Here is a 15,141-nt window from a genome sequence, read left to right on the forward strand (position 1 = left end):
TGTCTTAACAATGAGAAATACTTTATATATAAGTGCAATTTTTGCTTTGCTTCTGAACATGGTTGGTTGTACCAGCAATTTCGATTCTGAAAATACCGATCCATATGGTGTAACCGAAGAGCAAGCGGCAATCGATTTCGTAAACATTGGCGGGTACTTAACGACTATGCAAAAGTATATTTACAATGTGACTACCGGCTTGCAAACTGAGCAAAACTTAACGGGAGATGCATTTGCTCAATACATGGTTCCGCCTACCCCATTCCAGTCGAACCGGAATAACGTAACCTATAACTTTGTGTGGTACAGCCAGCAATGGGATATTACCTACAGTAATGAAATGTCGAATCTCTCCTTGATCGTAAACAAGTACAATGTCGACACCGAATACCCGAACTTCTACGCATGGGGACAGGTTTTGAAAATTTTCGCCATGCAACGTGTGACCGACAACTATGGTCCGATTATCTACAGCGATTATGGTGCGGAATCGGCTCCATATAGCTACGACTCACAAAAAGACGTATACTACGCCTTCTTCGACGAATTGGATGCTGCAATTGATACCTTGACAACATATGCCGACGCTGGAAGTACTGCATTCGAAAAATTCGACGCAGCTTACGGCGGTGATGTTGCCGAATGGGTAAAAGCAGCAAACTCACTGCGTCTTCGTTTAGCCATGCGCTTAGCGAATGTTGATCCTACAAAAGCCCAGGAAGAAGCAGAAGCTGCTATAAGTCAGGAATATGGTGTAATGGAAACAAACGACGACAACTTCATGGTTGATTTGGGTAGTTCGGTTCACCCTCTGTGGTATTTCAGTGATAGCTGGAGCGACTGCCGGATGTGTGCTACTGTAGAATCAATCATGGGAGGTTACAGCGATCCACGTTTGCCAATGTACTTTGAAACTGCAACAGACGGTGATTTGGCGGATGGTACCTATAAAGGTATTCGTCAGGGTATCGCTATCGATTCCAAATCAACCTATGTAGACTTCTCAGGTATTAGCTCAACGATAACCGGGTCTACAACCGCTCAAATTATGACAGCAGCTGAAGTGAGTTTCTTGCGCGCTGAAGGCTCATTGCGCGGCTGGAGCATGGGCGACCTGAGTGCAGAAGAATACTACAATCAAGGTATCCAACAGTCCTTCGAACAATATGGACTGAGCAGCTATTCAACCTACGAGGACGACGAAACCAGCACATTTGCAGACTATGTTGATCCAAAAAACTCGGATAACAGCTTCTCTGCGTCAAGCGACATCACCATTAAATGGGATGCTTCTGAAAGCAACGAACGCAACCTGGAGCGTATTATAACTCAAAAATGGATTGCCTTGTTCCCCGACGGACAAGAAGCCTGGTCTGAATTCAGACGCACAGGTTATCCTAAATTATTACCGGTTGTCGTTAACTACAGTAGCGGAAAAATCAGCACCGATGAATTCGTAAGAAGAACTCCGTATCCGGATGCAGAATACACTTCTGATGCAGAAGGTGTGGCAGGTGGTGTAACACTGCTTGGCGGTGTAGACACCGGCGGTACCCGCGTTTGGTGGGATACAGGCACGGGCACAAACTTTTGATTCTGAAAAATCAGAATACCTGAAATGACCCAAGTTCCGGACGATTGTCCGGAACTTTTTTTTTGCCTTCTCCCGGACATAAAATTCCAAATTAGCCAAACCAGAGACAGCCGAAATCGCTACAAAGCAGATTTCGAGGCACTCGTGTTCGCGGCAACAATCTACGCCTTTTTCTATCCCTGTCGCTTTCATCAAATCCATTCCGGCCTACCATCTTGTATCACCCAAAACACCTGTTCGCTTTGCATCGACTAGTCAAACCATCTACGAAAACGCGAAAAACAAAACGGCTCAAAATCCCTTAAACACCTCTCAATAAGCTTCATTGACCAACCTCGCAAATAGAATGTTTTAAGACTCATAAAAGCCATGAGGGTACTTTGGCCATCGGTTATCTTTTCCAATTTAAAATTCGAGTTATAAAGCTTTGTGCAGGGACACAACCGGAAAACGCGACAAAACCGGGACGATATGGCCGCTTAATAATATTATTTTGACAGAAAAACACATTGAAATTTAACAAACTGACAAGTAGCTGTTTTTCAATCCTTTAAAACTATTCAGAAATCAGTATTTTGTTACACAATTTAAATAAATTTCAAATTTCAATCAAAATGTGTGCGCAAACACTATATTTGTAAAAGTATGATTTCGCGTTGAAGGCGATAATCCAAAAAATTAGTTCTCATTTAACGATTAAATCCTATGAAACAATTCATTGTTCTGGCTTCAATTTTACTCGTCTTAGTTTCCGGCCTTAAAGCTCAGGAACTAGGCATCCACCCACAGTCGCACGAATATGAGTGGCCCAAAGATCAAAAAGTATTGGAAAAGCTGGATCAATGGCAAGACCTCAAATTTGGAATGATCATCCACTGGGGCTTGTACGCAGTTCCGGGAATTATCGAATCGTGGGAACTTTGTTCTGAAGACTGGATCAATCGCCCCGACAGCATGACCTACAACGAATTCAAACAGTGGTACTGGGGATTGAAAGATCAGTTCAACCCGGTTAACTTCGACCCGGACCAATGGGCACAAGCTGCTTCCGATGCCGGTATGAAATACCTGGTTTTCACAACGAAGCACCACGACGGATTCAACATGTTCGACACTCAACAAACAGATTATAAAATCACAAATGGTCTGTTTGCCAGCAATCCAAAAGCAAATGTTGCCAAATATGTTTTCGATGCCTTTCGTGCTAAAGGGTTCTGGATTGGTGCTTACTATTCAAAACCAGACTGGCACAACCAGGATTTCTGGTGGGACAAATACGCCACTCCCAACCGTAACGTGAACTATGATATCCGTAAGTTTCCGGAGAAATGGGAAAACTTCAAAACATTTGCCTACAACCAAATTGGCGAGTTGATGCACGATTACGGCAAAGTGGATATTTTGTGGTTAGATGGCGGTTGGGTACGTCCAAAAGAAACCGTTAACGAGGAAGTTCTTTCATGGGGAGCGCCAATCCCTGATTGGGATCAGCAGATTGACATGCCGAAAATCGCAACCATGGCTCGCGAAGCACAACCCGGTTTGCTAATTGTCGACCGTACGGTGCATGGCCCTTACGAGAACTACCAAACTCCGGAGCGCGCCATTCCGGAAAAACAACTTCCCTACCCTTGGGAAAGCTGTATCACACTCGGCAACAACTGGGGCTTTGTTCCAAACGAACATTATAAAACTCCGGCAACCGTGGTTCACGACTTAGCAGAGATTGTTGCAAAAGGCGGTGCCCTGCTTCTTGGCGTTGGCCCAAAACCTGATGGTACCCTCGATCCGGAAGCCGTGAAGCTGATGGAAGAAATCGGGGCCTGGATGGACGCCAACGGTAAAGCAATCTACAACACCCGCATCACTCCGGTTTACGAAGATGGCAACGTCTATTTCACCGCCAGCAAAGACGCGAAAACAACTTACGCGATCGCCTGCCTGGACGAAAAATCAGACGTACCTGCTACCGTGAAATGGAAAGGTAACATTCCGGCGAAAGGAAGCAAAATGACTCTGCTTTCAGCTAATAAAACCGTAAAATGGAAAGTTGTCAACGATGAAGTAGTTGTTTCAATTCCTTCTTCATTCCGTTCAAAAAATTCAAGTTATCCGGCTTTGAGCTTCGAATTCAAATCGGGTAAATAATCAAATTGAAAAACAACAAAAAAGCATGAAACGAGCCATTGACAAAAATCTAAAAAATGCGAAAATGGTTGATGGCGAGTTCCATCCGTTGCGAATCAACATCTGGCATCAGGCTTGATACGCAAGTTGTAAAACGTTCACTAGAAAAAATAAGCAGATGAAAAAAGTAATTCTAAATAGTTTAAGCATTCTATTCCTGGCTTTGAGCATTAGCTCGTGCCAAACAAAAGTTCCTGCACCGGCCGCTGTTGGACCGGTTCCGGATGCGCGTCAACTGGCTTGGCACGACATGGAAATGAATGCCTTCATTCACTTTACAATCAATACATTTACTGATAAAGAGTGGGGTTATGGCGATGAATCTCCTGAGCTTTTCAACCCAACCAACTTCGATGCAGAACAATGGGTTTCTGTCCTGAAAGAGGCCGGTTTCAAAGGGGTGATCCTCACGTGTAAACACCATGACGGGTTCTGTCTTTGGCCATCGGAATACACTGATCACGACATTGCTGAAAGCCCCTTCGAAGAGGGAAAAGGCGATATCGTAAAAGCTGTGTCGGATGCTTGTCACAAATTTGGTTTGGAATTCGGTATTTACATGTCTCCTTGGGACAGAAACCGTGCTGACTACGGCCAACCATCCTACGTGGAATACTACCGCAACCAATTGAAAGAACTGTTCACCAACTACGGACCTGTTTTCGAAATGTGGTTCGACGGTGCAAACGGCGGAGACGGGTATTACGGTGGTGCCAACGAAATGCGCAAAATCGAACGCAGAACATATTACGACTGGCCAACGACATTGTCCATGGTACACGAAATTCAACCTCAAGTTTTGTTTTTCAGCGATGGCGGACCGGATTTGCGTTGGGTTGGTAACGAACAAGGCTACGTAAACGAAACCAACTGGAGCACGATCACGACAGATACCTTGTATGCCGGAAAATCGGGCATTGAAGACTTGCTGGGAACCGGTTCTATTGATGGTAAAGAATGGTGTCCTGCCGAAGTAAACACGTCTATTCGTCCGGGATGGTTCTATCATGCTTCGGAAGACGACAAAGTGAAATCTCCGGAAGTACTGTTCAAATTATACATGGAATCTGTTGGTCGCGGATCAACGATGCTGTTGAATATCCCTCCGGATCGCAGAGGTTTATTCCACGAAAATGATGTTGCTTCCCTACAAGGATTCCACAAATTGCTGGAAGAACGCTTCGGAAACGACCTGGCGAAAAATGCTAAAGTAATTGCTTCGGAAACACGCGGCGATGCCAGCGAATACGGTGCAGCCAATGTAGTCGATGGCAACAAAGAAAGCTATTGGGCAACCAATGACGGTACAACCAGCGGAAGCCTGGAAATCGATCTGGGTTCAGCACAGGAAATTCACTACGTACAATTAGACGAGTACATCCAACTGGGACAACGCGTGAAAAAATTCAAAGTTGAAGCTGAAGTTGACGGTGCCTGGAAAGAAATTGCGAACGGAACAACTGTTGGCTACAAACGTATTTTGGCAGTAGACCCTGTTACTGCTTCTAAAATCAAGATTACGATCGAAGATGCGAAAGCATGCCCTGTAATTTCTACTGTTAGCCTCTACTAATGCCAGACAATTTGAAAACACAGAAAACAAAGACATGAGATTACTTCCAATTATAGTTTTACTGATTAGCATGCTGCCTTCGGGCAGCTTTGCTCAATCAAAAGGATTCTCGATTGAGGACGGAGAATTTCGCCAGAATGGCCAAGTGATCCAGATTCACTCGGGTGAAATACACTATCCCCGCATCCCGAAAGAATACTGGAGACACCGCTTCCAGATGATGAAAGCCATGGGATTGAACACAGTGGCAACTTACGTTTTTTGGAACTACCACGAAACAGCTCCGGGAGTATGGGACTTCAAAACAGGAAACAAAGATTTAGCAGAATACATTAAAACAGCTGGAGAGGAAGGCATGTACGTCATTCTTCGTCCGGGCCCTTACGTTTGTGCCGAATGGGAATTTGGCGGTTATCCCTGGTGGTTGCAAAACAATCCCGAGTTGGAAATCAGGACCAATAACGAAGCATTTCTGGATTCGTGCAAAACTTACCTGCAACACTTGCACACAGCTGTTGACGGGCTTTTCGCCTCTCAAGGCGGGCCAATCATCATGGTTCAGGCTGAAAACGAATTCGGATCTTACGTGGCTCAACGCACCGACATTCCCGCTGAAGAACACCAGGCCTATAAAATGGCCATTTACAACATGCTGAAAGAAACCGGCTTCCCGGAACCATTCTTTACCTCTGATGGTAGCTGGTTGTTCGACGGTGGTGCTATCGATGGTGTGCTGCCAACGGCCAATGGCGAAGGCAATGTAAATAACTTGAAAACTGCGGTTGACAAAGCTCACAATAACCAAGGACCATACATGGTTGCCGAATTTTATCCCGGCTGGTTGGATCACTGGGCTGAGCCATTTGTGACTATCGGCGCTGAAGATATCGCCAAGCAAACAAAAACATACCTGGAGAATGGCGTGAGTTTCAACTTCTACATGGTTCACGGGGGTACAAACTTCGCGTTTACCTCAGGCGCCAACTACAACGAAGAGCACGACATTCAACCCGATATTACCAGTTACGACTACGATGCACCAATCTCAGAAGCAGGATGGGCTACCCCAAAATACATGGCTATTCGCGAGTTGATGCAGGAATACTCGAAAACCAAATTGCCGGAAATCCCGAAACAGATCCCGGTAATGGCCTACCCTGCACAAAAAGTTACCGCAAAAATGGATGTGTTAACCTGGCTGAAAAAAGAAAAGCCGGTTGTAGCCGACAATCCTCAGACTTTCGAGGAACTCGGTCAGGGATATGGTTATGTGCTTTACCGCAAACGTTTCACACAACCGGTTTCAGGAACGTTGAAAATTGATGGTTTACGCGACTACGCCGTGGTTTATGTGAACGGCAAAAAGGTTGGCGAACTTAACCGTGTTTTCAACAACTACGAACTGAACGTGAATATTCCATTCAACAGCATGCTCGAAATTTTAGTTGAGAACATGGGCCGTATCAACTACGGAGCCGAGATTGTCCACAACAAAAAAGGCATCATCTCCCCTGTCCTGCTGAATGACTTCGAAATTACCGGAGGTTGGGAAATGTACAAGATGCCGATGGATGAGTCTCCGGAGGTAAAAGCGGCTTCAGTAAAAGAAGGTCGTCCTGTAATTTACGAATCAACATTCACCCTAAATAAAACCGCCGACACCTTTCTCGACATGAGTAAATGGGGCAAGGGAATCGTATTTGTTAACGGACACAACATTGGCCGGTATTGGAAAGTTGGTCCGCAACAAACCTTGTATGTACCCGGATGCTGGCTGAACAAGGGTGAAAACAAAATTGTGATTTTCGAGCAACTGAACGATCAGGCGCAGACCGAAATTACATTCACTGATAAACCCGTATTGGAAAGCCTGGTGCTGGACTAAAATATTGCCGCTATGAGAAAATTACTTCAATATAGTTTATTTGCCACTGTAGCGTTCCTTTCCGGAAGCTGCAACGCGCAATCGCCATGGACAGCATATGAACACTTGTTTTTGCCGGGAGAGCACTACATTGCCTACCAAGCCGGTGAAAAAATAGATATCGACGGGAGAGCTGATGAAAGCTCATGGAGTAAAGCGGAATGGTCTGATGACTTTGCAGACATTGAAGGAGACACAAAGCCTGCACCGCTTTACCGCACCCGCATGAAAATGTTATGGGATGAAACCAATCTGTACATTTTGACAGAAATGGAAGAACCAGACATTTGGAGTTACTACGACAAACGCGACATGGTAGTCTTCCATGAAAATGATATTGAAGTATTTATTGACCCGGACGGCGACGGTCTGAATTATTTCGAATACGAGGTGAATGCTTTGAACAACCTTTTCGATTTGTTCCTGCCTAAATCATACCGTTCCAGCGGTCAGGCACTCATTAGCTATAACTCGTTGGATTTTCAAAGTGCCGTATCAATCGACGGCACTTTGAATACTCCCGGTGACACCGATAAAAAGTGGACTGTGGAAATGAAAATCCCGTTCAGCGACCTCGTTATGTGGGGCAGCCCAATAACTCCAAACGATGGCGATCAGTGGCGGATCAATTTCTCGCGCGTCAATTGGCAAACAGACGTTAAAGACGGCAAGTACGTCAAAAAAACAAACCCCGAAACCGGCAAACCGCTACCCGAATACAACTGGGTTTGGAGCGCACCGGGAATCATCAGCATGCATGCTCCCGAGCGTTACGGGCTGGTTCAGTTCTCGAACCACAAAGCAGGCGAAGAACCAGTTGCTTTCAACTATCCTGCAGATCAACACCTTCGCGATTGCTGCTGGTTGGTTTTCTACAAACAACAGGCTTATCACTCCAAAAATAAAACATACGCCACCACACTTGATCAGCTTGGCCTAACCGACACGCTCGAGCGCAACGGGCAGACTTTTCAGGTAAAACTAACCGCAACACCATACCAGTATAAGGTATTTGTTACATCACCCGATAACAAAACTTTTTCGGTTAACAACGATGGCTTTATTCAAGCCGTCCTCAAATAGAAACGTATGAATAAAAGAGATTTTTTAAAGACAAGTTTACTGGCCGGCGCAGGTCTGGTTGCAGCGACTAGATGTACGCCTGCACAAAGTGGTAAACCGGAAACCAAATCTGGTTACAAACACTGGGTATGGGAAAATCCCAATCTGGAGGATGACGAAAAATCTCTTCAAGATAAATACGAAAAATTTTACAAAGCCGGCATCCGTGGTATGTTTTTCGAGAACGACAGCGAAAAACACTTCCGAATTGCCAAGAAAGCAGGCTTGGAAACACACCGTTGGATGTGGACGATGAACCGGGGAGAAAAAGAATTGCGCGAAAATCACCCGGATTGGTTTGCGGTTAGCCGCAAAGGCGAATCTTGTGCAACCAACCCACCTTATGTGGGCTATTACCGCTGGTTGTGCCCCTCCAAAACAGAAACTCAAAACTACCTGAAAGAACGGGTAACTGAGATTTTGGAAAAAGATTACGTTGATGGCATTCACCTGGACTATGTACGTTATTGCGACGTGATATTACCACTGGACTTGTGGAAAAACTACAACATCGTTCAGCAACAGGAATTGCCGGAATACGACTTCTGCTACTGCGAAACCTGTCGTCAGAATTTTCAGGCCGAGCATGGCGTTGACCCATTGGAACTGCAATACCCGGACGCAAGTCTGTCATGGCGGAATTACCGCTACGATCGTATCACCAACGTGGTAAACCAACTGGCTGAAATTGCCCACCAGCACAAAAAACAAATCACGGCTGCCGTGTTCCCTACCCCGGAAGTTGCGCGCCGCAATGTGCGCCAGGACTGGACCAACTGGAACCTCGACGGCGTTTGCCCGATGATTTACCATGGCTTTTACCAGGAGCAAGTGAGTTGGATTGGCGATGCCGTAAAAGAAGGTGTTCACTTCTTGTGCGATCGTTTCCCACTGTATTCCGGTCTGTTTCTTCCAAACTTTAAAAATATGGATGAATTGAAATCCGGAATTGAATACGCTCTGAACAATGGCGCCGGCGGCGTTTCATTCTTTGGCGAAGTTAACGATGATGTGCTGTCTGTTATCAGTCAGTTTTAAGAACGAAATACAAACGAAATTCGAGATATAACTATGCAAAACACATTAAAGAACCTCTTTTTAGCTGCTTGTTCCGCTGCCGTTTTGGCGTCGTGCGGCTCGCAACCTCAAAAAGAATCACAGGAGCAAATCTCCCTGACTCAATATGTTGATCCGTACATCGGAACCGGTTTTCACGGACACGTATTTTTGGGTGCTGACGTTCCTTTTGGTGCCGTTCAGTTAGGCCCTTCAAACATTACCCAAGGTTGGGACTGGTGTTCCGGATATCACTATTCTGATTCAACCCTGATTGGCTTTGCCCACACGCACCTCAGCGGAACCGGGATCGGCGATTTGGGCGATATCGTTTTTATGCCGGTAACCGGTGACTACAAAATGGCTTTGGGAACCCCGGAAAAACCGGAAGATGGTTACCTGGCTTTGTACAAACACGAAGACGAGACCGTAAAGCCTGGTTATTATGCAGTTGATATCGACCGTTACAAAGTCAAAGCAGAGCTGACAACAACTGAACGTGTTGGCTACCACCGTTATGCTTTTCAGCCAAACGCTGACGCACACATCATCGTGAACCTGGAACGTGGTATTGGCTGGGATGCTCCGGTTGAAGGTCACCTGGAACAAATAAACGACACCTTGGTTGTTGGTTACCGTTTGTCAAAAGGATGGGCCGTTGATCAACGCATCTATTTTGCAGCCGTGTTCTCGCAACCGCTGAAAGGCTTGAAACTTTACAGCGACTACAAAGAACAAGCTGAAGGAACAGCTGAAAAATTGACTGCTGACCTGGATTTCGGTACCTTGACCGACGGACAGATTCTGGCTAAAGTAGCCATCTCTCCCGTCAGCACAGATAACGCTATTGAAAACATGAAAGCGGAAGCTCAAAGCTGGGATTTTGACCAGGTTGTAGCCGAAGCAGATACAAAATGGAACAACGAGCTGGCAAAAGTAACAGCCAAATCAGCCGATCCTGAAGTACTGACAAAATTCTACACGGCACTTTATCACACCATGATCGCACCTTCTGTATTCCAGGATGTAAATGGCGACTACCGTGGTGCCGATGGTAAAACACATAACGACAAATCGTTCACCAACTACACAACCTTCTCGTTGTGGGATACCTACCGGGCTAATCACCCATTGTCAACCATCATTCACCCCGATCGTGTAAACGACTTTGTGAACACCATGTTGCACATTTACGAGCAACAAGGCGAATTACCTGTTTGGCATTTGATGGGTAACGAAACATACTGTATGGTAGGCTATCCGGCTATCCCGGTAATTGTTGACGCTTACCGCAAAGGTTTCACCGGTTTCGACGCTAACCTGGCCTGGGAAGCCGTGAAGAACACCGCAATGGGCGACGGACGTGGATTGGACCTGTTGAAAAAATACGGTTACATGCCGGCAAACAGCGACGTTGAAACAGTTGCCAAAGGTTTGGAATACGCCGTTGCCGACGGTTCAATCGCCTTGATGGCGGAGGACATGGGCAAAAGCGACGATGCCGAATATTTCAAAAAACGTGGTGAAAACTACAAAAACTACTTCGATACCTCCGTAGGTCACATGCGCGGCCGCGTGTCCGACACCGAATGGCGTACTCCGTTTGACCCGTTCCGTGCCACTCACCGTGCCGATGATTTCTGCGAAGGTAACTCATGGCAATACACCTGGCTGGTACCGCAAGATGTGCCCGGCTTAGTTGAATTGATGGGTGGTAAAGAAAAATTCCTTGAAAAACTGGATGAATTCTTCGTTGCTGAAGGCGATATGGGAGAACACGCTTCAAACGACATCACCGGTTTGATTGGTCAATATGCACACGGCAACGAACCAAGTCATCATATTACTTATCTTTACGCCCTCGAAGGCCAGCCGGAAAAAACGGCAAAGCTGGTGCGCAAAATCATGTCTGAATTCTATACTACTAAACCAGACGGTTTGATCGGCAACGAAGATGTTGGTCAAATGTCAGCTTGGTATGTCTTGTCAGCAATGGGCTTCTACCAGGTTAATCCGGCCGACGGAAAGTATGTATTTGGAAGTCCTGATTTGGATGAAGCAGTGATCAATCTTCCGGAAGGAAAGACATTCACGATTAAAGCCGAGAACAACAGCAAGGACAATATCTACATCAAGTCAAAAACCTTGAATGGTCAAGCCTACGACAAACCGTATATCACTTATGAAGACATCATGGCAGGTGGAGAGCTGGTTCTCGAAATGGCCGCTGAGAATTGAAAATATTATTATACAGAACTAAAGTATTGACGAATGTTGTCAGAGAAAATTGTAGGAATTGATATTGGAGGAACTAAAATCAGCATTGGAATTTTAGTGAACGGAAAGATTGAGCAATTTGTGAAGCTTGAAACCCCTGCCGACGGTACGAAAGAGGAAGTCATGCAACAAATTGTGAAGGGAATCGAAAGCCTCGAAGGATATGAGGATGCAGCCGGAATTGGTATCGGTGCCCCGGGTTTGATCGATGAAAAAGAAGGTGTTATTTTTTCGGTAACGAACATTCCATCGTGGCGTGAGGTTCACCTGAAAAGTTACCTGGAAGATCATTTCAAAAAACCGGTGTACATTACAAACGATGCCAACTGTTTTGCAATTGGCGTGAAAATTTACGGCGAAGGTCAACCCTTTAAAAACGTGATTTGCCTGGCACTGGGAACCGGTGTTGGCGCCGGCGTTGTCATCGACGGATACTTGTATTCAGGTGAAGTTGCCGGAGCCGGCGAAGTAGGCGGACTCCCCTACCTCGACGCTGATTTCGAAACTTACTGTAGTGGTAAGTTCTTCAAGCAAATCAACAAGGTTGACGGTCAAACCGTATTTGAAAAAGCGCAGCAAAACGATCCAGAAGCATTGAAAATGTTCGCCGAATTCGGAAGACACGTAGGAAACCTGATCAAGACAACCATCTTCATGATGGCTCCCGAAGCTGTTATTGTGGGTGGTTCGGTAAGCAACTCTTACGAATTCTGGAAAGACGCCATGATGGAGTCGGTACAGGAATTTCCTTACAAAAAGGTGATCGAAAACTTCCAGGTTTTGAAAACAGAGATGAACGACATCGCTGTGATCGGTGCTGCTGCACTCTTCAAAAACCGTTATGAGCAAGATATGGCGAAAGCTCAGGCGAGCAAAGCCATCTAGATATTTGAAGGCAATAACCTAAGCCATTTTATTCCTAAAATGTGTCTGCCGGCTACTACCGGCGACACATTTTTAATTTCAAGCCAATCTTGTTTTACCCCAAAACGATTCAACGCTCATGAAAAAGCTTCTCCTTTTTTTGATGATTGTATCGGGAGCGTGTTTCTGCACGTCAGAATCATCCGCACAAAAAGCCGATTTCCGGGATACTAAATTGAATATTGACGAACGTGTTGCAGCACTTATTAGCCAACTCTCGCTCGAAGAAAAAATTGAATTGCTGGGCTTCAACAACGACGGAGTTGAACGTCTTGGCATCCACAAATACAACTGGTGGAATGAAGGTTTGCACGGTGTTGCCCGTGCAGGCGAAGCGACAGTTTTCCCGCAAGCCATTGCCATGGCTGCCTCGTTCGATGACGAACTGGTTCACCATGTTGCCGATGTAATTTCGACCGAAGCACGCGCCAAGTACAACCTGGCCGTAGCACGTAACAACCGCGAGCAATACATGGGAATCACCCTTTGGTCGCCCAACATCAACATTTTTCGCGATCCTCGCTGGGGTCGTGGCCAGGAAACCTATGGCGAAGACCCGTACCTGACCTCTCGCATGGGTGTCGCCTTCATTCATGGTATTCAGGGCGATGATCCACATTATTTGAAAGCTTCTGCCTGTGCCAAGCACTTTGTGGCACACAGCGGCCCCGAATACAGCCGTCACACCTTCAACTCGCTGGTCGATGAAAAAGATTTACACGAAACGTACCTGGTTGCTTTTAAAGCAGCTTCCGACGCCGGTGTCGAGTCCATCATGACCGGCTATAACCGACTAAACGGCGAACCGGCTTGTATCAGTCCTTATCTGTTGCAAAAAACATTGAAAGACGATTGGGGTTTTAAAGGCCATGTCGTAACCGACTGCTGGGCTTTGGAAGATATTTGGCTGAGACACAAAGTACGCCCCAACTCGGTTGTGGTAACAGCCGAAGCGATTAAAGAAGGCATCAACCTCGACTGCTCGAACATGCTGCAGGATGACGCCATGAAAGCCATTGAACAGGGATTGATTACTGAAGCGGACATTGACAAAGCGCTCGCTCCTAACCTGAAGACTCAGTTCAAACTGGGGTTTTACGATCCGCAGGAACAGGTTCCTTTTCACACGCTGGGAGTAGCCGATGTGCACTCAAAATCACACGTTGAACTGGCTCGAAAAGCTGCCGAAGAAAGTATGGTGCTGATCCGCAACGACAAGAAATTGCTTCCACTGGACATCAATCAATACAACAGCATTTTGGTTACGGGAGCGAATTCAGGAAGCGTTGATGCACTGGTAGGCAACTACCACGGAATCTCTTCCGAGCTTGTGACCTTTGCTGAAGGGATTACCAAAGCTGCCGGACCAGCGGTGGCGGTGCAGTATGATCTTGGCTGCAACGATACCGACACTGTTCATTTTGGCGGAGTTTGGGCTTCGGGCCTGAGCGACCTGACCATTGTGGTGATCGGCCTGACACCGGTTCGCGAGGGCGAAGAAGGCGATGCTTTTCTGGCCGAGCACGGTGGAGACAAAGCAAATCTCCGAATTCCTGCTGCACACATTGCTTTCCTCAAAAAGCTGCGTGCGTCAAATAATAAGCCGATTATCGCTGTTGTCACTGGTGGTAGTGCCGTCGATTTGTCCGAAATTGAAGACAACTCTGATGCCGTTGTTTTCTCCTGGTACCCCGGCGAACAAGGCGGAGCAGCATTGGCCGATATTCTGTTCGGCAAAGTAGCTCCATCGGGCCGTTTACCGATCACCTTTTATAAGTCGTTCGACCAATTGCCCGACTATGAAAGCTATGCCATGGAAGGCCGCACCTACCGCTATTTCGATGGTGAGGTACAGTATCCCTTTGGTTACGGATTAAGCTATGTCGACTTCGACTACAGCTGGAAACAGGCGCCGAACAAAAAATACAAAACCAGTGATAAAATTGTGTTCTCTGTCGACGTAAAAAACACAGGCGACATGGATGCCAAAGAAGTTGTTCCCGTATTCGTTAGCTACCCGAACGTAGAACGCATGCCAGTGGAAGAATTGAAGCAATTCACCAAAAAAGAAATTACCGCTGGAGGTACGCAAACCATCCAATTCGAAATTCCCATTTGGGATCTGGCCAAGTGGGACGAGCACTGCCAGGATTGGACGGTTTACCCAGGTGAATACGAGATTAAAGTTGGCGGTGATGCCAAAACCGCTCGCCTGAGCGCGAAGTTCACCATCAAATAAAACAGTTGGGATTACGTTTCATTTTATACTTAGATTTCGGCCAGTCAGGAGCACGCTTCAGGCTGGCCTTTTTTTATCGCCTATCTCAGTTCTAATTCAGCCTGATGGAAATAAAAATCATTTTTTCTACTTCAAAATAAAATTTCAAACCTTCAATTTCGTAACTTTTCATAACCAAAAATCTTGACAACTACCTTTCTATTTTTCAACGCTTAGATTGTTCTCAATTCCATTCGGAATCTGCT

9 protein-coding genes are annotated in these 15,141 nt (G+C 46.0%); all 9 read left to right on the plus strand.

Annotation, left to right across the window (positions count from 1 at the left end; all coding sequences use genetic code 11):
• Nucleotides 1-10 precede the first annotated feature (10 nt).
• A complete protein-coding gene (locus tag BC643_RS02955; RefSeq protein ID WP_120271679.1) occupies nt 11-1,594 on the plus strand; it encodes a RagB/SusD family nutrient uptake outer membrane protein in 1,584 nt (527 codons plus the stop codon).
• Between the two features lie 705 nt (nt 1,595-2,299).
• The gene (locus tag BC643_RS02960) at nt 2,300-3,742 is read left to right on the plus strand and encodes an alpha-L-fucosidase (RefSeq protein WP_120271680.1); all 1,443 of its coding nucleotides are present in this window, start codon (nt 2,300-2,302) and stop codon (nt 3,740-3,742) included.
• 157 nt (nt 3,743-3,899) lie between these two features.
• Nucleotides 3,900-5,354 (plus strand): alpha-L-fucosidase, encoded by a 1,455-nt coding sequence (locus BC643_RS02965; protein ID WP_120271681.1) that lies wholly within the window; start codon nt 3,900-3,902, stop codon nt 5,352-5,354.
• A 34-nt stretch (nt 5,355-5,388) separates the two neighbouring features.
• Nucleotides 5,389-7,239, plus strand: a complete 1,851-nt coding sequence (locus BC643_RS02970; RefSeq protein ID WP_120271683.1) for a glycoside hydrolase family 35 protein — start codon at nt 5,389-5,391, stop codon at nt 7,237-7,239.
• Between the two features lie 12 nt (nt 7,240-7,251).
• Nucleotides 7,252-8,361, plus strand: a complete 1,110-nt coding sequence (locus tag BC643_RS02975) for a carbohydrate-binding family 9-like protein (RefSeq protein WP_120271685.1) — start codon at nt 7,252-7,254, stop codon at nt 8,359-8,361.
• 6 nt (nt 8,362-8,367) lie between these two features.
• Nucleotides 8,368-9,438 carry a family 10 glycosylhydrolase gene (locus BC643_RS02980; protein WP_120271686.1) on the plus strand — a complete coding sequence of 357 codons (1,071 nt, stop codon included), beginning with the start codon at nt 8,368-8,370 and terminating at the stop codon, nt 9,436-9,438.
• A gap of 33 nt (nt 9,439-9,471) precedes the next feature.
• Complete coding sequence (locus BC643_RS02985; RefSeq protein ID WP_120271687.1) at nt 9,472-11,694, plus strand: GH92 family glycosyl hydrolase; 2,223 nt, start codon at nt 9,472-9,474, stop codon at nt 11,692-11,694.
• A gap of 33 nt (nt 11,695-11,727) precedes the next feature.
• Nucleotides 11,728-12,618, plus strand: coding sequence for an ROK family protein (locus BC643_RS02990; protein ID WP_120271689.1), 891 nt, complete (start codon nt 11,728-11,730; stop codon nt 12,616-12,618).
• A 118-nt stretch (nt 12,619-12,736) separates the two neighbouring features.
• The gene (locus BC643_RS02995) at nt 12,737-14,896 is read left to right on the plus strand and encodes a glycoside hydrolase family 3 N-terminal domain-containing protein (RefSeq protein WP_211337961.1); all 2,160 of its coding nucleotides are present in this window, start codon (nt 12,737-12,739) and stop codon (nt 14,894-14,896) included.
• The last annotated feature ends 245 nt before the right edge of the window (nt 14,897-15,141 follow it).

The sequence above is a fragment of the Mangrovibacterium diazotrophicum genome (assembly GCF_003610535.1).
Taxonomy (GTDB): Bacteria; Bacteroidota; Bacteroidia; order Bacteroidales; family Prolixibacteraceae; genus Mangrovibacterium; species Mangrovibacterium diazotrophicum.